General features: G+C 66.2%; 14 protein-coding genes, 1 tRNA gene and 2 pseudogenes. 9 read left to right on the top strand and 8 right to left on the bottom strand.

Annotated elements, in window-relative coordinates:
* Positions 1-3 precede the first annotated feature (3 nt).
* The 5 genes from BOS5A_RS14565 to BOS5A_RS14545 form a co-directional block, all read right to left on the bottom strand.
* Positions 4-798 (bottom strand): class I SAM-dependent methyltransferase, encoded by a 795-nt coding sequence (locus BOS5A_RS14565; RefSeq protein ID WP_151955628.1) that lies wholly within the window; start codon positions 796-798, stop codon positions 4-6.
* 1 nt (position 799) lies between these two features.
* A complete protein-coding gene (locus BOS5A_RS14560) occupies positions 800-3,238 on the bottom strand; it encodes a S9 family peptidase (RefSeq protein WP_151955627.1) in 2,439 nt (812 codons plus the stop codon).
* A gap of 104 nt (positions 3,239-3,342) precedes the next feature.
* On the bottom strand, positions 3,343-5,490 hold the full coding sequence (locus BOS5A_RS14555; RefSeq protein ID WP_151955626.1) for a TonB-dependent receptor: 2,148 nt from the start codon (positions 5,488-5,490) through the stop codon (positions 3,343-3,345).
* A gap of 188 nt (positions 5,491-5,678) precedes the next feature.
* Positions 5,679-6,083 carry a DUF6176 family protein gene (locus BOS5A_RS14550; RefSeq protein WP_234419349.1) on the bottom strand — a complete coding sequence of 135 codons (405 nt, stop codon included), beginning with the start codon at positions 6,081-6,083 and terminating at the stop codon, positions 5,679-5,681.
* 59 nt (positions 6,084-6,142) lie between these two features.
* The gene (locus BOS5A_RS14545) at positions 6,143-7,699 is read right to left on the bottom strand and encodes an alkaline phosphatase D family protein (RefSeq protein ID WP_151955624.1); all 1,557 of its coding nucleotides are present in this window, start codon (positions 7,697-7,699) and stop codon (positions 6,143-6,145) included.
* Positions 7,700-7,807: 108 nt separating this feature from the next.
* On the opposite strand from BOS5A_RS14545, the gene BOS5A_RS16185 reads away from it, so the two are divergent.
* The 5 genes from BOS5A_RS16185 (at position 7,808) to BOS5A_RS14525 (ending at position 9,517) form a co-directional block, all read left to right on the top strand.
* Positions 7,808-7,969: a hypothetical protein gene (locus BOS5A_RS16185; RefSeq protein ID WP_234419348.1), complete on the top strand. Its 162-nt coding sequence runs from the start codon at positions 7,808-7,810 to the stop codon at positions 7,967-7,969.
* On the top strand, positions 7,966-8,313 hold the full coding sequence (locus tag BOS5A_RS14540; RefSeq protein ID WP_234419347.1) for a phosphatase PAP2 family protein: 348 nt from the start codon (positions 7,966-7,968) through the stop codon (positions 8,311-8,313). The genes BOS5A_RS16185 and BOS5A_RS14540 overlap by 4 nt, the downstream gene beginning before the upstream one ends.
* Before the next feature lie 64 nt (positions 8,314-8,377).
* On the top strand, positions 8,378-8,896 hold the full coding sequence (locus BOS5A_RS14535) for a Fur family transcriptional regulator (protein ID WP_151955623.1): 519 nt from the start codon (positions 8,378-8,380) through the stop codon (positions 8,894-8,896).
* Between the two features lie 2 nt (positions 8,897-8,898).
* The gene (locus BOS5A_RS14530) at positions 8,899-9,096 is read left to right on the top strand and encodes a hypothetical protein (protein ID WP_442800518.1); all 198 of its coding nucleotides are present in this window, start codon (positions 8,899-8,901) and stop codon (positions 9,094-9,096) included.
* Positions 9,056-9,517 (top strand): hypothetical protein, encoded by a 462-nt coding sequence (locus BOS5A_RS14525; RefSeq protein WP_151955622.1) that lies wholly within the window; start codon positions 9,056-9,058, stop codon positions 9,515-9,517. The genes BOS5A_RS14530 and BOS5A_RS14525 overlap by 41 nt, the downstream gene beginning before the upstream one ends.
* On the opposite strand, the gene BOS5A_RS14520 is transcribed toward BOS5A_RS14525, so the two are convergent.
* Positions 9,488-9,563, bottom strand: a tRNA-Thr gene (locus BOS5A_RS14520). The two genes, BOS5A_RS14525 and BOS5A_RS14520, sit on opposite strands and share 30 nt — an antisense overlap.
* A 186-nt stretch (positions 9,564-9,749) precedes the next feature.
* Here BOS5A_RS14520 and BOS5A_RS14515 point away from each other — a divergent pair.
* Together BOS5A_RS14515 and BOS5A_RS14510 are read left to right on the top strand one after the other, a co-directional pair.
* Positions 9,750-10,973, top strand: coding sequence for a PAS domain-containing protein (locus tag BOS5A_RS14515; protein ID WP_151955621.1), 1,224 nt, complete (start codon positions 9,750-9,752; stop codon positions 10,971-10,973).
* Between the two features lie 110 nt (positions 10,974-11,083).
* Positions 11,084-15,679, top strand: a complete 4,596-nt coding sequence (locus BOS5A_RS14510) for an NAD-glutamate dehydrogenase (RefSeq protein ID WP_151955620.1) — start codon at positions 11,084-11,086, stop codon at positions 15,677-15,679.
* A gap of 123 nt (positions 15,680-15,802) precedes the next feature.
* On the opposite strand, the gene BOS5A_RS14505 is transcribed toward BOS5A_RS14510, so the two are convergent.
* Positions 15,803-16,222 carry a hypothetical protein gene (locus tag BOS5A_RS14505; protein ID WP_151955619.1) on the bottom strand — a complete coding sequence of 140 codons (420 nt, stop codon included), beginning with the start codon at positions 16,220-16,222 and terminating at the stop codon, positions 15,803-15,805.
* Between the two features lie 241 nt (positions 16,223-16,463).
* Here BOS5A_RS14505 and BOS5A_RS14500 point away from each other — a divergent pair, with 241 nt between their 5' ends.
* Positions 16,464-17,831 (top strand): pectate lyase family protein, encoded by a 1,368-nt coding sequence (locus tag BOS5A_RS14500; RefSeq protein WP_151955618.1) that lies wholly within the window; start codon positions 16,464-16,466, stop codon positions 17,829-17,831.
* A gap of 133 nt (positions 17,832-17,964) precedes the next feature.
* On the opposite strand, the pseudogene BOS5A_RS14495 reads toward BOS5A_RS14500, so the two are convergent.
* Positions 17,965-18,129: pseudogene (locus BOS5A_RS14495) on the bottom strand (JAB domain-containing protein); the annotation flags it as partial.
* Between the two features lie 489 nt (positions 18,130-18,618).
* Between BOS5A_RS14495 and BOS5A_RS14490 the strand changes: the two are divergent.
* Positions 18,619-19,946 (top strand): annotated as a pseudogene (locus BOS5A_RS14490) (IS66 family transposase).
* Positions 19,947-20,045: the final 99 nt, after the last annotated feature.

Here is a 20,045-nt window from a genome sequence, read left to right as displayed (position 1 = left end):
CGCTTATCGAGTTCCGACCGCGACGATCCCGGTCGATGGAACCATGACCTTGTCGTTGCCAGGCATTGCGGCGACTTGTTCGTGCAATCGATGCAGCAAGGTGACGCGCTGGTCTGCGTCGAGTGCGCCCCAGAGCGGACTGGTGCCGAACAGGATGCCGGGATCATCGAATAGCGTGCGCTCGATCCCGAAGTCGATTGTCAGTGTTTCGATCGTGACCGATGCAAAGCCCGCCGCGATCATCGCGCTTTCAAGATTTGTCGGGTCACTCAAGTAAACCACCCCGTCCGGCATGGACGGAAGCGCGACATCCGGAAACAGCTCGTCGCACAGGTCCATCAGTAGGATATTGGGACCCGCACCGCGCGTCTGCCAAGTGGCGATTGCTCCCTTTCCATGGGGCCGGACAACGCGCGACAGCTCGGAAAGGCCCGCGCGCCAGTCCGGGAACAGAAACACGCCAAAAATCGAGAAGGCGGCGTCAAACGAATCATCGGGTAGCTCCAATGCCTGCCCGTCCATCACGCGCGCCGTCAGGTTCGGTATACCGTGGGCCAGGACTCGGCGGATCATCGCGTCCGAAAAGTCGGTTGCCAGCACCTGTGCGCCGGTTTCAGCGGCTGCCAGGGCGAGCGCGCCGGTGCCCGTCGCTACGTCCAGGACCCTGTCGCTAGGTCCGATATTGGCTCTGTCCAACGCCAATCGTGCGAAGAGAGCCGTATAGGGATGGGCCGCCTGCTCATAAAAGCTTGCCAGATCGTCCCATCGCTCGGTGTCTGAGAGGGAAGTCGCGGTCAATTCACTTGGCCTCCGCCGTCGCGACGTCTCGCTTCGGCTTCACATATTTGTCGAGCCAGTCGGTCATCTGCCACAGCGTCTCCTCGGTCGATTCGAGCGCGCGGTAGCCGTGCGGCTCGTTGGGCAGCACGACGTAGCGCACCGTCGCGCCATTGCCCTTCAGCGCGGCGTACATCCGCTCCGACTGGATCGGGAAGGTACCCGAATTGTCGTCGGCGCCGCCGTGGATCAGCAGGATCGGCGTCTTGATCCGGTTGGCATAGGTGAAGGGCGACATCTCGGTATAGGTCGGCGTGGCCTGCCAGTAGGTCCGCTGCTCGGCCTGGAAGCCGAACGGCGTGAGCGTGCGGTTATACGCGCCCGAGCGCGCGATTCCGGCGCGGAACAGATCGGTGTGGGCGAGGAGGTTGGCGGTCATGAACGCGCCGTAGCTGTGCCCGCCGACCGCCATCCGCGCGCGGTCGCCGACGCCCAGCTTCACCACCGCATCGACTGCGGCCTGCGCATCCTCCTGCAGCTGCTTCACATAGGTGTCGTTGGGCTCCGCGCCGTTCTCGCCGATGATCGGCATCGCCGGATCGTCGAGCACGGCATAGCCCTGGGTCAGCAGGAACAGATGGCTGATCCCGCGCGGCCGGGTGAAGCGGTTGCCCTGGTCGACGGTCTGCCCGGCGACCTTCGCATCGGTGTACTCGGACGGATAAGCCCACAGCAGCGTGGGCAGCGGCCCGTCGCGCTTCGCGTCATAGCCCGCCGGCAGATAGAGCGTGCCCGACAGCGGCAGGCCGTCGGCGCGCTTGTAGGTGATCGTCCGCTGGGTAACGCCGGCGAACACCGGCGCGGGATCGGGGAAATCGGTGACCGCCTTCGCCGACCCGCCACGCACGCTGCGGATCATGTAGTTGGGCGCGAGCTTCGCGCTCTCGCGCCGCGTCAGGATGCGCGTGCCCTTGTCGTCGAGCAGCGAGACGACGCTTTCGTAATAGGGTGCCCTGGCGGTCCATAGCCGCGTCTGCGCGCCGCCCGCGATCGGCATCCGCGCGAGGAACGGGAAGGCGCCGGCCTTGGTCGCGCCCTCGCCGCTGGCGAACACCGCCTGGTGATCGGGGGTGAAGCGCATCACCGCCTTGCCCGCCGCATTCTCCTTGGTGATCGGAAAGCCGGGATCGCCATATTGATCCTGATAATTGCGCGTCAGCAGCAGCTTCGCCTCGCCCGGCGCCGAGGGCGTGACGGCATAGCGCCGCTCGGTGCGCGTCTTCCATTCGCGGTCGACCACCAGCGCGAAGCCGTCATCGCCCCACATCGTCGTGGCATAGCGGCTGACGGTCTTGCCGAGCTCGACCGGCGGCGCGGTGAACGGCGCGGCCTGCATCAGCAGCCGGTCGTGGAACGGTAGCTTCGCCTTGGGATCGCCGCCGTCGAGCGCCTCGGCCCAGACCAGCGTCGCGGGCGCGTCGCCGCGCCACTCCGCCTCGCGCGGTCCCTTCACCGTCGCGTCGAAATCGACCGGCAGGTCGTCGGCGAGCGGGCGATCGACCAGCATCTTCACCGGCTGGCCGTCGATCGTCGAGACCGCGATCTCGGTCGGGAAGAAGCTGGCGGGCAGGAGGTAAGAATAGGGCCGCTTCAGCTTCTCGGTCAGCAGATAGCGGCCGTCCGGCGACATGCTGAAGCTGGTGTAGAGCCCCGGCTGGCCTATCGGCGTCGCCGCGCCGCTCGTCGCATCGATCCGGGTGAGCTGGCCGGTGAAATAATAATCGAACAGCCGCTCGTCGGTTTCGTTCGCCAGCAGGTCCTCATAGGTGCGCGCAGCCGACATGCGGCGGCTGCTTTCCTGCACGATCGGCCCGGTCGGGGTCGCCGTCTCGACCGGCGGCGCGCCGCGGTTCGCGACGACCTTCCGCGCGATGATCGCGCGGCTGTCCGGGGTCCAGGCGAACGACGAGCCGAACGCCGCGTTCAGCCCGCGCGCCAAGGGCCGCGCCGCGCCGCCACGGTCGGCGATCCAGAGCGCCAGCCCGTTCGGCTCCTGCACGACGATCGCCAGCCGGGTGCCGTCGGGCGACCAGTCGGGCGAGGCGAAGCGGGTGCCGGCGGGGAGCTTGACCTGGACCGTCTTGCCGCTCGCCACATCCTTGAACGACAGCGCATTCCCCCAGTTCACGCGCACCTCCGCGGGACCGTTCGTCGCGGGGTCGATACGATACCCGGCGAGGCGCAGGATCGGCTTCGACATATTGGCGATCGTCGGCAGGTTCTCGCGGCCGATGATCGCCAGCGTCCGGTGATCGGGGCTGACGACGACAGCGGGGGTCGGCGGGGTTTCGAGGATTTTCGCGATCGCTGCTGGCGCGCGGTGATAGCCTGTCGAAGGGGCCTCGCCGGAAGCGGCAGCGGAAATTGTCAGGACAAGTGTCAGGACGCCGACGCGCAGCATAGATAACCCCAAAAATTCAGCCCGATCAGCATCCTGACGGTGATCTCCGCAGAATGATAGTGCCGACGGGAGGGCATCCCGTCGGCACCGCAGCCCCCGCTGCGTTACAGGCCGAACCGAAGCGTCGCGCGGAGATCGCGGCCGGCAAGCGGCGCGAAGTCCTTCAGGAAACTCGCGTGGCGGCGCACATTCTGGTCGAAGATATTGTTGGCGCTGAGCAGGAGCTGTGTCTTGCTGTCGCGCCCGAACGGCGAAAGGATGATCGAGGCGTTGACGATCGTATAGTCCGAGGTCGGCGTTTCGAACGCGGCAATGCGGGTCTGCTTGAAAAGATGCTCGACTTCGGCGCGCGCCGTGAAGCGGTCGCCCTGCGCCTCGATGCCGCCCAGCACGCGCGCCGGCGGAATGCGCGGAACGGGCCCGAGATCGACGATATTGGCATGGACATAATCGCCGAGCACATCGGCGTTGATCCGCGTCGAGCCGAGCTGGAACAGGTTAGCCGACAGGTCAGCCTCGAACCCGTAGTAGCGCGCGTCTGCCTGCTGATACTGGAAGCAGGGCAGATCGACCTCGCGTTCCTGGGCGCCGTAAAGGACAGCGCCCGCCTCGCACACCGCGGGGTCGGTCTGGTTCTCGGAAATGTAGTTCTTGAACCGGGTGTAGTAGGCCGACGCATCGAAGTTCACGCGCTCGGTATGCGCGTGGAAGGTCGCCTCCAATCCCCACGACTTCTCGAGCCGGAAATTTGGATTGCCGAATTCATAGGCCTGCGTCCCGGCATGGCCGCCATTGGCGAACAGCTCCTCGGCCGATGGCGCGCGCTCGGTGTGCGAGCCGTTGATGCCGATGCGGATCGCGTCACCGAATCCATAGGACGCGCCCAGCGAACCGGACACCGCGTCGAACGTGCGCCTGCCGGTGAAGAAGCGGCTCTCTTCGTCGGTCCTGGCGGTCAGGTCGCTGCGCTCGTAGCGGATGCCGCCGGCCGCCTTGAACGCGCCGCCATCATATTGCTGGAGCGTGAAGAAGCCGGTCTGGTTGGTTTCGTTGCGCGGCAGGAAGGCCTCCTCGCCGACGACGTTGAACAGGCGATTGAAATACTGGACACCGGACGCGCCCTGCCAGCCGCCATGATTTGCCTGAACAAGCTCAAGGCGTCCCTCCGTTCCATTGTTGTAGAAGGCGGTGCCGATCTCGCCCGTCGGCTCGAGCTCGAAATGCCGATAGTCGGCATGGCCCGCACGGATGCGGATCTTGTCGAGGAAGCCGCCACCGGTCTCGACCTCACCGCGCAGATCGACGCGGTTCTGCACGACATCGAGCCGCGGTGCCTCCTGCTCCTGACCGACCTCGGTCGCGTAGCGGATCGGCACGCCGTAAAGGCTGTCGTAATGGCTGTAGGATATGCCCAGCTGGCCGGTATCGGTGATCAGCGACGCGCCGACGCCTGCCGTCCACGTTTCCGCAAAGGAATTGGGCAGCTTGTCCCTGATCGCAGCCGAGGCGGCGAAATCGATCGGTTCGTCGGTGTCCTGCGGCAGGCCGACCTGGCTCAGCGCAGCCGCTCTTGCTGCCGGCGACAGCGCATAGCCGCCGATCCGGAGATTGTCCGACTTCAGATAGGAACCATCGGCGTGCACCACGAAGTGCTTGCCGATCGCAACGTCGCCCGCCCCCTCGATCGACCGCTCGTTGGAGGCCGAGCCATAGTTGGCGATCCCGCTCAGCCGATAGCCGTTCTCCGGCATGGTGCGCGGGATGCGGGTATCGATCACGTTCACCACGCCGCCGGTCGCCGACGAGCCGTAGAGCAACGCCGCCGGCCCGCGCAGCACCTCGACCCGCTCGGCGAGCAGCGGATCGATGATGACGGCGTGATCGACGCTGGTGTTCGACACGTCGATCGACCCGATCCCGTCGGTCAGGACGCGGATGCGCTCGCCCTGGAAACCGCGCAGGATCGGGCGCGAGGCGCTAGGCCCGAAGGAGGTCGCCGATACGCCGGGAAGACGGGCCAGGGTTTCGCCGATCGTCGGACGCAGATCGCGCGTCAGCGCTTCGCCGGACAGCACCGAGGTGCCCTGAAGCACGTCGCGCTCGCTCTGCTGGATCACCCCCGTCACGATGATGTCGGACTGGGCCGGCGATGCTTGCGACGTGGTCCGTTCATCGGATTCAGCGGTTTGCGCGGTGACGCCGGTGGACGCGAGCAGCGAGACGAGGCTGACGCCAATCAGATATTTAAGCATTTTATCTTCCCTGAACATTTTGTCATGCGCCTACGCTTGATAATATATTGTATCAAGGACTATTCGGATTTTAGTCGACGTCCGATCGCGCGGCAGGCGCGTTTTGGCGTGCGCCAGCCAGTGAGCGTATCCAGCGAACCGGCGAGCGATGGATGCAGCTCGGTCAAGCATGTGCACCGTGATCGGCGTCATCGCTCCTGACGCTGTTCGTTGCGCACCGCCTTCACAATGAAGTCAGGCGCCAGGACATTCTGGGTAACCAGCTGACGGTGCGATCCCTTGACCAGCACCGCTTTCATGAACGCCATGTGACGACGATCGAGATCGAGGGTGGAACGCTCGACCGGCGAGCCGCCGACGCCTTGAACCGTGATCCAGTAGAGCCGCCTGGGTTCGTCAGGCGCAGTGAACATCGCCTCGAAATAGGTGCGTTCACGCGCCAGCGTCTGAACGGCCTCGCGGTGGCGGGCATGGAGGAATGCGATCCAATCCGCGAATTGCCGCTCGCTCCCCCCGGCCCGGTCAAATCGGTGAAGCGTCACTTCCACGGGTCGGAGCGGCTTGTGGGTCGGGGCCGCGATGGCGACGGCCATTGCCGAGATCGCAATGCCGGCTACGATGCCGACTGCAAAGCTGCCGCGCCACGCCGATATCATGCGCGGTGCAACGCCGGTGCGCCGTGCTCGACGGTAAAGGCGGCAGCGGTGGCGATCGCCGCGCCGGGTTCGGACACGTGCTCGACGACCCGGAAGTTCGTCTCCCACCGCTCCGGCGTCACGTCGCAGGTCATGTAGCCGCGGCGGTCGTTCGAGAATTTGAGGAACGGGTTGTTGGCCAGGATCCGGTCCGCGCCCTTGCGGGTATCGGCCCCGTCGCCGCCCGAGGAGATCGACGTGCCGACGAATTCGACCGCGACCGCGTCGCCGCGACCGCCATCGAGACGCAGCTCGCCCGCAAAATTCTGGTGCTCGTCACCCGTGAGCACGACGACATTGTTCAGCCCCTTGAGCCGCGAGAGCAGTCTTTCGCGCGGCGCGTTGTAGCCGCCCCAGCTGTCCATGTTGCGGATCGGCGCCGGCTCCGCGCCCGTCCGGCGATCGAGCGGCATGACCATGACCTGCTGGGCGAGCGCATTCCAGCGCGCGCGCTTCTCCTTCAGCGCCGTCGTCAGCCACGCCTCCTGCGATGCACCCATCACCTGCGCCTTCGGATCGTCCCAGCCCGCGCAATAGGCCTTGAAGCCGTCATCGCAGGGCTGATCGGAGCGGAACTGCCGGGTATCGAGCAGATGCAGGTCGAGAAGCTGGCCCACCTTGGCCCGGCGATGGATCGGCATGCCGCTAGGCCCCGGAAAGGCGGCACGCCGAAACGGCATATGCTCGTAATAGGCCTGGAAGGCGGCGGCCCGGCGCAGCGCGAAGATTTCGGGCGGATCATCCTCCTGGTCGATGTCTCCGACCCAGTTATTCTCGACCTCGTGATCGTCGAAGGTAGGGAACCAGGCATGGGCCGCGTGCGCCGCCTGGAGATCGGCGTCCATCTTGTATTGGGCGTAGCGCCGCCGGTAATCGTCGAGATCGAAGAGAAGCTGGCCCTCATGCGCGCGTACGAAGCGCCGAGGGCGGCCGTCATATCCCACCGGGACCGGCGAGCTTCTGCCCTCATAGATGTAGTCGCCATAGTGGAACACGAAGGCGAGGTCCTCGTCCGCCAGATGGCGATAGGCCGTGAACAGCCCGTCCTCGTAATTCTGGCAGCCGCAGACCCCGAAACGCAGTCGATCGATCGCAGTGCTGGCCAGCGGCAGCGTCCGCGCGCGGCCGGCGACCGATCGCTCGCGCCCGACGCTGAAGCGATACCAATAAGGCCGGTCGGGCGACAGGCCGCCGACCTCGACATGAACCGAATGCGCCAGCTCGGGCCGCGCAAACGCGCTGCCTTTCGCCACAACCGTCGAGAAGCGGTCATCCGACGCGACCTGCCAGTCGACCGAAATAGGCGCCATCGGCATTCCACCATGCCGTTCCAGCGGCTCTGGCGCGAGGCGAGTCCAGATCACAAATCCGTCCGACGCCGGATCGCCCGCTGCGATCCCAAGACGGAAGGGATAGGCAGCGAAGAGCTGCTGCGCCCGCAGGATCGCTGGCGCGGCCAGCAATCCGGCACCGGTGGTCAGTCCGAGCAGCGTCGTGCGGCGGGTAAGGGTCATGCGGGCGATCTCTGTCGTAATCGGCAAGGCCCTAGAGAAGCGGGCGGCGTGAGACAATATATCAATTCTGTCCACGTTCGCAGCGCGGCAGGAAGCGCTTACAGGGCGATGGCGACCGACGATGGGAAATCGACGCCGCGCGACATGTTCGCCAAATTCAGTTGCGCGACTGGCATCGCTCTGACCCCGGAACTGGCGCCAAAGACGGCGGCACTCCTGCCGAACGAGAGGTTCGACACGGCGCAATCTGCCAGCCCGCCGAGGAGTTGAAGACGAGCTACGACTATCCGGCCGGCCATACGACGCTAGGCTGGGCCTGGGCGACGATCCTTGCCGAGCTTGTGCCAGACCGGGCGACACCGAACATGGCGCGCGGTCGTGCCCATGGCGAAAGCCGGGTCGTTTGCGGGGTTCACAACGCCAGCGCGGTTGAAGCGGGCCGCGTGACGGCCGCCGCGACACTCGCCGCGATCGAAAGCGATCCGGCGTTTCTGCGCGATCGTGCCGCGGCACGGCAGGAGATGGATCGGTTACGACGCGATCCGTCGGCGGCGCGACCGGCGTCATCGGCATGTTCCAACGAGGGTGCTTTGGTGGCGCAACGGGTCTATTGATGTTCCAAGACCTGTTCGAGCGCACCACTCACGTTCGCTCGGACATCCGGCCCCGGGGAACGATATGGCTGACCGCAACCACAAGCATCACGAGCCGCAAGGAGCGGCACTTGCCGGTTCGGCGCAAGCCGCGTTGGAACGCGCAGGCGAGCGCTGGACTCCACTTCGCGCGGCAGTGTTCGCGGCGCTCACCAAGTCCGCGAAGCCGGCATCGGCCTATGATGTGACCGAGGCCGTATCGCACGCCGAGGGCCGTCGGATCGCGGCGAACAGCGTCTATCGGATTCTCGACCTGTTGGTTGCGGCCAATGTCGCGCGACGGGTCGAAAGCGCCAACGCCTATATCGCCAACGCGCATCCGGATTGCCTGCACGACTGCATTTTCCTGGTGTGTGACAGTTGCGGTGGCACGACTCACATCGACGACGATCGGATCAGCGATGAAGTTCGTGATTCCGCCGCCGCCGCCGGCTTCATGGCGAAGCGCCCTGTCCTCGAGGTACGCGGCGTATGCAGGGACTGTGACGGCGGGGAGGCCGCAAAGGCAGAGGGGGAGATCTTGCCGGCTCCGCTTCGGCGCTGATCTTGGGGCTGGTTGCGATCGGCATCGGCGTGGAAGCCGTGCTGCGGCTGTTCGAGCCTGTCGCCGTTGCGTTCGGCGAAGCGATGATCATCGCGATCCTGGGCCTTGCGGTGAACATCGTCAGCGCGGTCCTGCTGTCCGGCAATCGCGACCACCGTCATGGCGAGCAGCGCCTGGATGATGCACAGGTCACGCCGTGAGCGGCAGGCGACCGAAACCCGGATCGGGCGGAGCTATGAAGTGATGGAGGACGGCGACCTCTCTGTGTGCGATCCCAAGCCTGGCGAGCGACTTGCCGAGTATAATCGGCGACCGGCCCAGCCTAGCGCGACCGAACGCAGCCACACCGCTTGGCTCGTCACTGGCAAGCGGCGAATCGACGCCCATGCGGTCGAACGCTTCGGGGCGCTGATCCGACAGCAGATGACAAGCAGTCCACAGTTCCGCCGCGCCTATGTGCAGCTACCCGTTGCCAAGGTCGTCGTCGCCCATGCCACGATTGATATCACTGGTTCCGTCGCAGCCATGGAAGCCGCACTAGGCCCTGACCACGCCAACGATCCCCCTCGGGTGCCCATCTTTGACCGGGAGTGGTGCCGCTTACAGGACTCGAACCTGTGACCCCCGCATTACGAATGCGATGCTCTACCAGCTGAGCTAAAGCGGCCCTGGTGCCGATCGGGAGGTGACGCTCCGCGGATCGGGAAGCGGGCGCTTATCAGGCGTGTCGGGGACTGACAAGCGCCTTGTCGCGCGGCGCGTCGCGCGGCTGGCGCCTTTACGCTGCGTTTACCAAAGCCGTGCGATCACGCCGCTGACAGTTCAGTTGCCCATTTCGAGGGATTCGTAACGCATGGATACCGTCCGCGGCCTTGAAGGCGTCACGCCGCCCAACGATCCGACCGAGGGCGGCGTGGGCGAGGCGACCCCGGTGGTCGGCACCGATGAGCGCCGGATGCATGTCCGCGCCTACAACCACTGGGTGTCGCTGCTGAAGGGCAGGGGCTATCCGCAGATCGCCGATCTGCAGCCCGAGGGGATCGCCGATTTCGGGCCGCACAGCGTGCTGCTCGATTTCAGCGAGGGGATCGAGGACCCCAGGGTCCAGTATCTGGGCGCGGCGCTGCGCGACGAGTGCGGGCTGGACCATGCGATCGGCCGGATCAGCGAGGTGCCCGCGCGCTCGCTCCTTTCGCGGCTGACCGACCATTATCTTCAGATCATCGCGAACAAGGCGCCGATCGGGTTCGAGGCGGAGTTCGTCGGCACGCGCGGCCACACCATGATGTATCGCGGCATCCTGATGCCGTTTGCCGGCCCCGACGATTCGATCGGTTACATCTACGGCGTCATCAACTGGAAGGAGCTGGTCGACGGCCAGACCCAGGCGAAGCTCGACGCCGAGCTTGAGGCGGCGCGGCGCGACGTGCCGCGCGCGACCGTGCCCGCGCCAGTCTGGGCAGACGGGCCGAGCGCAGAATATGTCCCGGCCGCCCTGGCGAGCGCGCTTGCCGATCAACTGCTGCAGGCGCGCGAGAGCGCTGCCGCGGTTCGCGCGGCCGATACGCGCAGCCGTGCTGCGCTCTACCGCGCGCTCGGTCGCGCGCATGATTTCGCGCTGGCGACGAACGACGATGCCGACGGCTATGCGCGGCTGCTTGTCGAGGCGGGCATTGCGGTGCAGGCGCGCGCGCCGATGACGCCGGTGGTCAAGCTCGTCTTCGGTGCCGATTACGACAAGACGCGCGTCACCGAGTTCGCCGCGGTTCTGGCGCACGCTGCCCGGCACGCGGTCCCCGCGGGCGGCCTCGCGACGTTCATCGATGGCTATGACGGTGGCATCAAGGGCGTCGTCCAGGCCGAGCGCGCGGTGCGCAAGCCCGCGCCGAAGCCGCGCCGTGCAGACCCCATCGCCGATCGTCCGTCGATAGCACGCGTTGGGATCGAAACCGGTGCTGCGGCCGGCGAGGTCGTGGTCCTCGTCGCGCGCGTCGCTGCCGATGGTGCGCTGGATGTGGTGGGTGCGGTCACCAACGATGCGGCGCTTCGCGACCGGGCGATTCGCGCCCTTGCCTGACCTTTGCGCCCGTTGCGCGCCGGCCTCACATTATTGCGCATCGCAGCAATTTCCGGCCGGGCTGCACAGGGGTTGAGATAGGCGCCGGGCGGGCGCATAGGGCCGGTCCTATGGCCAAGACGTCGCTGAAATCGCTGTCGGACGCGCTCGCTGCCCGGCTCGTAAAGGGTGCCCTTCCGGGCGAATTGCAGGGGTTCGGCAAGGCCGAGCAGGCCGACGCGGCGGCCTTCGTCGCCGCCACCGCCGAACAGCGTCACGACGGCGCGCCGGCGATGAGCCTGGAGGTGCTGCCGGGCGATGCGCAGAACCGGCGGATGCGGCTTGCGATCGTCAACGACGACATGCCGTTCCTCGTCGATTCGATCGCTTCCACCGTGGCGTCGCACGACATCGCGATCGATCGCATCATTCACCCGGTCATGTGCGTCGAGCGTGACGCGGCCGGCCATCTGACCGGGGTGGCCGATTCGGGCGGGTCGCCGGAATCGATGGTCTATATCGAAATGGATCGCACCGACGCGCGCGACCGGCGCGGGCTGGTCGCCGATCTGCAGGCGAACCTTGCCGATGTGCGCGCCGCGGTCGCCGACTGGCCGGCGCTGCAGGCGGCGATGGCGGCGGACGCGGACGCCGCGACCGACGAGGGGGCGGCGCTGCTGCGCTGGTTCCTCGATCGCAACTTCACGCTGCTCGGGTATGAACGCTGGACCGGCGGCAAGCGCAGCCAGGTCCTGGGGCTCGCCCGCCACGACCACGGCGTGCCGATCCTCGCCGAGCCGTCGCGCGATCTGGCGACTGCGTGGTTCGCGAAGGGCGGCGAGGCACCGCTGCTGCTCAAGTCGAACCTGATCTCGACCGTTCACCGTCTTGTGCCGCTCGACCTCGTGGTGGCGCCGGTGCGCGAGGGCGGCAAGGTGACCGGGCTGTCGATCCATGCCGGCCTGTGGACGAGCGCCGCGCTCAACGCCACGCCGCGCAGCGTGCCCGTGCTGCGCACGCGATTGAAGGCGCTCGAAGCGAAGTTCGGCTTCGATCCCGCCGGCCATACTGGGAAGGCGCTGACCCACGCACTGACCGCGCTGCCGCACGATCTCGTTGCGGCGTTCGACGAAGCCTCGCTCGAGGATCTCGCGCTCACCGCGATGAGCCTTGCCGATCGCCCGCGGCCGAAGCTCGTCCTCGTCCGCTCGCCGCTCGGCCGGCACCTGTTCGCGTTCGTCTGGCTGCCGCGCGACGACCTGACTACGGCGCGCCGCGTCGCGATCGGCGAGATGCTGGCGGAGGCGGCGAACGCGGTCGTCCTCAACTGGACGAGCGGAACCGAGGATTCGGGCGTCGCGCTCATCCGCTACACGCTCGATCTGCGCGGCGAAGGGCGGATGCCCGATGCAGCCCCGCTCGACGAGCGGCTGGCGAAGATGGTGCGCGGCTGGGCGCCCTCGGTCGAGGCGGCGCTGATCGAGGAGGTCGGGGCCGCGCGCGCCGCGCGCCTCGCGCTGCGTCACGCGGCAACGCTGCCGCAGGGCTATCGCACCGCAAACGGCCCGGAAGAGGCGGCGCGCGACATCGTGCGCATAGCCGGCCTGCAGACTGAGGGCGACCGCGCCGTCCGCCTGTTCGCGGATGCGAGCGGGGCGACGCGGCTGAAGATCTACCGTCTCGGCGGTGCGCTCGCGCTCTCGGATGCGGTCCCGGTGCTCGAGAATTTCGGCTTCCGCGTGATCGAGGAGGTGCCGACCGCACTCGCCGACGACAGCCACCCGCATATTCACGACTTCCTGGTCGAGGCGGACGCGAAGCCGGCCGATGTCGGCGTGCTGGAAGATGCCATCGCGCAGGTGCTGGCGGGCACGGCGGAAAATGACGAGTTCAACCGCCTGATCGTCGATGCGGGGCTCGCCCCGCAGGCCGTCGTGCTGTTCCGTGCGTGGTTCCGCTATCTGCGTCAGGCCGGGCTACCCTACGGGCTGACGACGGTCGTCGATGCGCTGCGCCGCGCGCCGCAACTGGCGACCGCGCTCGTCCAGCGCTTCGCCGCTGCACACGATCCCGACGCGAAGGGCGATCACACGCCGATCGACGAAGCGATCGGGCGCGGGCTCGATGCCATCGCCGCGATCGACGACGATCGCATCCTGCGCGCCTACAAGGCGCTGATCGCGGCGACGCTGCGCACCAACGCGTTCGCGCCTGCGGGGCAGGAGGCGCTGGCGTTCAAGCTCGACAGCAAGCTCATCCCCGGCCTGCCTGCGCCTGTGCCATGGCGCGAGGTGTGGGTCTATTCGCCGCGCGTTGAGGGCATCCACCTGCGCGCCGGACCGGTCGCGCGCGGCGGTCTGCGCTGGTCGGATCGCCGCGACGATTTCCGCGTGGAGATCCTCGGCCTGATGAAGGCGCAGCGGGTGAAGAACGCGGTCATCGTGCCGACCGGCGCGAAGGGCGGCTTCTACCCCAAGCAGCTGCCCAATCCGGCGACCAACCGCGACGCGTGGCTTTCCGAAGGGACCGAGAGCTACCGCATCTTCATTCGCTCGCTCCTGTCGATCACCGACAATCTGGTCGATGGCAAGGTCGTCCATCCCAAGAGCGTCCGCATCCTCGACGGCGACGATCCCTATTTCGTCGTCGCCGCGGACAAGGGCACCGCGACCTTCTCCGACGTCGCCAACGCGCTCGCGATCGAGCGCGATTTCTGGCTCGGCGACGCCTTCGCCAGCGGCGGGTCGGTCGGTTATGACCACAAGGCGATGGGGATCACCGCCAAGGGCGCATGGGTCTCGGTCCAGCGCCACTTCGCCGAGCGCGGCGTCGATGTGCAGAGCGAGCCGATCCGCGTCGTCGGCTGCGGCGACATGTCGGGCGACGTCTTCGGCAACGGCATGCTCCTTTCGCAGACATTGAAGATCGTCGCGGCGTTCGATCACCGCCACATCTTCCTCGATCCCGACCCCGATCCCGCGGCAAGCTGGGCCGAGCGCGCGCGCATGTTCGCGCTGCCGCGCTCTTCATGGGCGGACTATGATCCGAAGCTGATCTCGAAGGGCGGCGGGGTCTTCGCGCGCACCGATAAGACGATCAGGCTGTCGAAGCAGATCCGTGAGGCGCTGGCGCTTGACGTGGACGAGATGGAGCCGGGCGCGCTGATCTCCGCGATCCTGAAATCGCCCGTCGATCTGATCTGGTTCGGCGGCATCGGCACCTATGTGAAGGCCGCGGCCGAGAACAACGCGACCGTCGGCGATCCCGCCAACGACCGGCTGCGCGTCAATGCCGAGGAACTGCGCGCCATTGCGGTCGGCGAGGGCGCGAATCTGGGCGTGACCCAGGCCGCGCGCATCGCCTTTGCGGGCGCGGGCGGGCGGATCAATACTGATTTTATCGACAACTCCGCCGGCGTCGATTGTTCGGATAACGAGGTCAACATCAAGATCGCGCTCAACGCCGAAATGGCGGCGGGGCGGCTCGCTTATGAAAAGCGCAACGATCTGCTCGCATCGATGACCGACGACGTCGCGCATCTGGTGCTGGAGGACAACCGCCTCCAGACGCTCGCGCTGTCGACGATGGAACAGGACGGCCCGAAGGCGCTGCCGAGCTATGTCCGCGTGATCGAAATCTTCGAAGGGCAGGGCAAGCTCGACCGCAAGGTGGAGGGGCTCGCCGGCAATGACGACCTGCTCCGCCGTGCGACCGAGGGTCGCGGGCTGACCCGGCCCGAGCTCGCGGTGCTGCTGGCGACCGCAAAGCTCGCGCTGCAGGACGCGATCGAGCATTCGCCGCTTGGGCGTGACGACGCGATGCGCGCCGATCTCCACGCCGCGTTCCCGCCGGCGATGCGCAAGAAGTTCGCCGCCGCGATCGACGCGCACCGGCTGCGCGGGGAAATCGTCGCGACGAAGCTCGCCAACCGCATCGTCAACCGGATGGGCGTGCTCTACCCGTTCGAGCTGGCCGAGGAGGAAGGCGCTGCGATGGCCGATATCGCGGCGATGTTCGTCGTCACCGAACGCCTCTTTGACCTGCCCAAGCTCTGGGCAGAGATCGAGACGACGGCGATGCCCGAAGCGGCGCGGATCGCGCTGTTCGACGAGGTCGCGGTGGCGACGCGCGCGCAGATCGCCGACCTGCTGCGCGTCACCGCGCCCGGCATGATGCCCGACGAAGCGATCGCGCGGCTGTCGAGCGGGATCGCGCGGCTCGACAAGCAGACCAAGGCGCTGCTGCTCGACGAGGCGAAGGCGCAATCGGGGCGGATCGCCGATACGCTGGAACAGATCGGCGCGCCGCGATCGCTCGTCGTCAAGGTCGTGCGGCTGTTCGAGCTCGACGGTGCGGTCGGGCTCGCCGATCTCGCCGAGCGGCTCAAGCTCGACGAAGCCGACATCACCCGCGCCTTCACCCGGCTCGGCCAGGCGCTCGGGCTCGACTGGGCGCAGGCCAACGCCGCGCGCATCGCGCCGAGCGATCCGTGGGAGCGCCTGCTGATCGCCGGCCTCGCCCGCGACTTCCAGCAACTCCGCTTCGACTGGCTGGCGCGCTGCGGCGGCAAGGCGCCTGGCGACGCTGTGGAAGGGTGGCTGGAGCGCAACGCGACCCGCGTCGCGCAGTTCAAGGCCGTCGTTGACCGCGCGCGGCTGGCGGCGGTGCCGAACGCTGCGATGCTCGCGCAGATCGCGGGTCAGGCGCGGGTGCTGCTGGGGCGGTAGGGTCGGACAACCCCATGCGTGCCTTCACCCCGGCCTCGAGCCGGGATCCCGCGTCTTGCCGCCGTTGGAGCCAGCGGAACCCCCGATCAAGACCGGGGTGACGAGTCTTTAGGCGATGTGCGGCTACCCGCCCGCATTGGCATCGAAGGCTTTCCGCAATTCAGGCGTATAATCCCGCGTGTCGACAATGCCCCGGCCGTTGCCGCAGATGTCGTCCGCATTGACGATCTGCCCGGCGCCGCCGATCAGCACCTGATCGCCGATGAGCATGAATTTGTGGAACCCGCTCATCCCGCCATAACCGTTCCTGGCGTTGATCTCGCCGCATAGCTGGACATATTCGGTGCCGTCCTTGCCCGTCGTCTTCTGGATGAAGACGTTACGGAACTTGGCGCCATCCGTATCTCTCACCTTGTCCGCCAGCATCTTGCCGGCCTTTGCGACATCGCGTTCGCCTTCGGCCCGCTGCGCCGGCGTAAACGTCGGGCTTTGCGCCGACGCCGTGGCCGACAGCGCCAGCGCGACCAGGCCGAGACCCGTCATTCGTGTCATCCTGTTTCCCCCCTACACGCTGATCCCGCGCGAAATGTAGGCACCGTCCGAGCCGCGCCGCAAGGCGTTCCGTTCTCACGACTCGCTGAACTTTCGCGCTATTTCATCGATCTTGCCCGCCTTACCCGCCGCGCACGATCGGCAAAGCTCGAGAACACGGGCACGACTCCTCCTTATGGTCAATTGATCCTTCGGCGAACGATCGGCAGGGATTTCGCAGGGGGAGAAGACGATGGCCTGGATCGGACATGGCGCGAGCGCGCTCGCGGGCACCACGGCGCTCTCAATTCTCGCGGCGCTCGCCCCGTCGCCGACGCTGGCGCAGACCGCGCCGCCGGCGCCGCGCGCGGTGGCGGGGCCGCTCGCCTTTCCCGGCGCGGTCGGCTACGGCGCGGCGGCGAAGGGCGGGCGCGGCGGTCAGGTCATCATCGTCAACAAGCTCGCTGATTCCGGCCCCGGCAGCTTGCGCGCCTGCATCGACGCGAGCGGGCCGCGGGTGTGCGTTTTCCAGGTCAGCGGTGTCATCCGCTTCACGACACGGCCGCCAGTGATCCGCAACCCCTACCTGACCATCGCCGGGCAGACCGCGCCGGGCGCAGGCATCACGCTGGCGCATGGCGGCGGGTCGGTCGGCTATACACCGCTGCTCATCAAGAACACGCAGGATATCGTCGTTCGCTACATCCGCGTGCGCAACGACCGGATCGGCGCGAACCGCGAATCCGAGGATTCGATCACGATCGAGCACAGCGACAACGTGATCCTCGATCATGTCAGCGCCAGCTGGGCGCGCGACGAGCTGATCAACGGCTATGCCGACAACGACCGGATCACGATCAGCAATTCGATCTTCGCCGAGGGCATCCCGACCCACGACAAGTGTGCGCTGCTCGCCAGTGATCCGGTCGATGCCCAGCGGTTGACGTTCGCCGGCAATGTCTGTGCACACAATGGCGACCGCAATCCCGATCTCAACTTCCCCCGCGGCTCCTGCGTCGAGGTCGTCAACAACGTCTTCTACAATGCCGCGTCCGAGTTCGCTGAAATCTGGGAAAGTTTCGGCGGCACCCCCGTCGCGCTCATCGGCAACAGCTTCATCGGCGGCGCGAACACGAGCCGTTCGACCGTCGCGATCGCGCGCAACCTGACCGGCTCGATCGGGCCGGCGAAGGTCTATCTGTGGGACAACGCCTTTTCCGGCCCGATGGTGCAGGTCTCGCCGCTCGTCGCGCCAGTGCAGGTCGCCGGTCCGCCATGCATCCCGACCTTCGCCGCGACGTCCGCTGCGACCGCCTATCAGACGGTGCTGCGCGGTGCGGGCACCCTGCCGCGCGACAATTTCGATGCGCGGATCGTGTCGGACGTGCGCAACCGGACAGGGGCGATCGTGAAGCAGCCGGGGGTCATCCCGGCGCCGAACGTCACCGGCAAGGCCTATCCGGACGTCGATCGCGACGGGATGGACGACCGGTGGGAAGCCTCGCATGGCATGAACCCGAAGCTATTCGACGCGTGGGGCGACGCCAATGGCGATGGCATCCTCAACCTCGATGCCTGGCTCGACGAGCTGCACCGGCGCCTGATGAGCCTGACGCTGTGAAGAACTGATTGATCCTCCCCTGGAAGGGGAGGGGGACCAGCGAAGCTGGTGGAGGGGTGTCCCCGCTATCGAGAGGGCGATACCCCTCCGTCAGCGCTCCGCGCTGCCACCTCCCCTTCCAGGGGAGGATACTTTAGATCAGTCCCTTGGCGCGCAGGCTCACATGGCCGCTCGTCCCGACGATGATGTGGTCGTGGACCGCAATCCCCAGCCGCTTGCCCGCATCGATGATCGCGCGCGTGATATCGATGTCGGCCCGGCTGGGTGAGGGGTCGCCTGACGGATGGTTGTGGATCATCCCAGCTTGCACGAATAAATGATTGATTTAATTCGAAAATTATACTGATTAAATCTCGTTGGGGGCTGAAATGAGGGGCGGATTAAATCCCGCTCACGCCTCCTCGTTACGCTACCATGACACACCCCCGTGCACCCATATTGAATGCGGTTATAGTCCCCTTTTTAACCTTGGGACAATGTGAGTCTGGCAGCGCGTTCGAGATGACAGCTCCCAGTCATACGGGAGAAAAGCCGCGCCAAGACGCAGCGAGTGGGTCATCTATTGGCGATGGCAGTACTATCAATTTGCTAGAAATGATTACCGTACGGCGTCCTCGGCTGTCCGCGAACTTTCGTCAACGCGTGAGGCAAATACGGTGCCGTATCCGGATTTTTGTAAGCAAGTCCTTGAGGAAAAGACAAGGGCCTCCGACCTTAACGCGTAACTGCTCACGGGGTTGCCAGAAAAGGTGTTGCGCCCGGAATCAGGATTTGATTCAGCCTGAGCATGTCGCCGCCGCCGCTTCATGTTCTGACCGAGGCGGAGAGGAACGCACTGCTGCCTACACAGCACGAGATGATCGAGCGGATGGCGGCTCGGATTTCGGAACTGGAGGCGCCGGTCGGTAAGCCGCGCAAGACGTGGAAGAACTCACGCGTCCCGCTCTCGAAGGACGATTTCGGCAAGGGTGGCAGTAAGGGCCGCAAGGCGAAGGACGGCAAGCGCCCCTCGCGAGTTGGCAGGCACCGGCCTCTGTCCGAGACACCGGATAAGACCGAGCGGGTCATGGCGACGGCCTGCGGGCATTGCGACAGCGATGTTTCGGGTCAGGTCCAGCGCTGCCGTCATCGCTATGATCACATCGATTTGCCTGCGATCTGGCCGATCGTCACACGCATCGAGTTGTTCGGTGGCCGCTGCCGCGAATATCGCGCCGAGGCGCCTGCCGAGATGGCGCCGGGCACGCTGTTCGGCCCCGGGATCGGCTCGCTGCTCGCATATCTGCATCACAGCCACCATGTAGGCTTTGAACGCTTGGCCCGGTTTGCCGACGAGTTGTTCGGTCTGGTCATCTCCGAAGGGGCAATCGCCAATGTCTTGCGCCGCATGGGCGGCAGTGTACCAAAGCGATCGACAAGTTGCTGACCATGCGGGTGATCGCATCGGACGAGACGACGATCCGCATCAACGGCGTCATCCATTGGCAGCGGGTGTTCCTCTCCGACAAAGCCGTCCCGCACAAGTCGCCCCACGCCGGCACGCAGCGTCGCTGAGTAGGTGCTCGGCGGCCATCAGCCCGATGTGTAGATCTCTGATCGCTATGCCGGTCAACAGGAACTGGGCAAAGCGCACCCGGTGCGCCTCGCCCACGTGTTGCGCGATGTTTAATACGCCATCGACTGCGGCAACGGGGCCTTTGCCCTGAAAGTCCGCGATCACCTGCGTTGGGCCATCCGCATTGGCAAGCGACGGAGCAGCCTGAAAGACACAATGCTGGCCACCTATGCCGCCAAGGCCGACAATGTGCTTACCCGGTTGATGCGCATGCCGATCGTCCATCCGGCCGGACAGGCGCTCCTCAGACAAATCAAAGCGTGGCGAGGGAAGTTCTTCGTCTTCCTCTCCAACCGCGAGGTCCCAGCAACCAACAACATCTCCGAGAGAGAGATCTGCCCATCGGTGGTGTTCGAAAGGTCACCAACGGCTTCCGCTCGGGATGGGATGCACAGATTCATGCGGGCTATCGCTCTGTGACCGGAACGGCCCGTCTCTCCGGACAATCCGCGCTCCGCGCCATCCGCAATCCCGTCGACGGCAATTTCGCTATCGCCTGATCCGCCTCGATCCCGAGCCAACCCCGTGAGCAGTTACCTTGACGCCGCAGAGGGACTGACAACAGTTGCTTGGTCCGCGGCGTTCCTCGTTTTGGAGTG

The organism is Sphingomonas sp. EC-HK361, assembly GCF_902498785.1.
In the GTDB taxonomy this organism is placed as follows: Bacteria; Pseudomonadota; Alphaproteobacteria; order Sphingomonadales; family Sphingomonadaceae; genus Sphingomonas.
Note: the sequence above shows the minus strand (reverse complement) of the source record. Positions and strands in the feature narration are given on the sequence as shown.